We start from the raw sequence: 289 nt of genomic DNA, 5'->3' as shown, positions 1-289 counted from the left end.
TGGCCCGTTGGTGAAGCGGTTTAACACAGCAGCCTTTCACGCTGTCATACAGGGGTTCGAATCCCCTACGGGTCACCATAGTAAATACCCCACAAAGTGACGAGTATGCTTCGCAGCATATTCCGAGTACTTTGCGGGGGCCCCGACAACTTGCAGGATGATAAAAATCATCAGCTTCACTTTGTGGGGCCCAACGATAGTTGGGGAATACTGGAGGCTTAGCTCAGCTGGGAGAGCATCTGCCTTACAAGCAGAGGGTCGGCGGTTCGATCCCGTCAGCCTCCACCAC

General features: G+C 54.0%; 2 tRNA genes. Both read left to right on the top strand.

Annotation, left to right across the window (positions count from 1 at the left end):
- Window position 1: 1 nt before the first annotated feature.
- Window positions 2-78: transfer RNA gene (locus SB752_RS32255), tRNA-Glu, on the top strand.
- Between the two features lie 134 nt (window positions 79-212).
- Window positions 213-288 (top strand) — tRNA-Val (locus SB752_RS32250).
- Window position 289 lies beyond the last annotated feature (1 nt).

The organism is Brevibacillus sp. SIMBA_040, assembly GCF_046535075.1.
Lineage (GTDB): Bacteria > Bacillota > Bacilli > Brevibacillales > Brevibacillaceae > Brevibacillus.
Note: the sequence above shows the minus strand (reverse complement) of the source record. Positions and strands in the feature narration are given on the sequence as shown.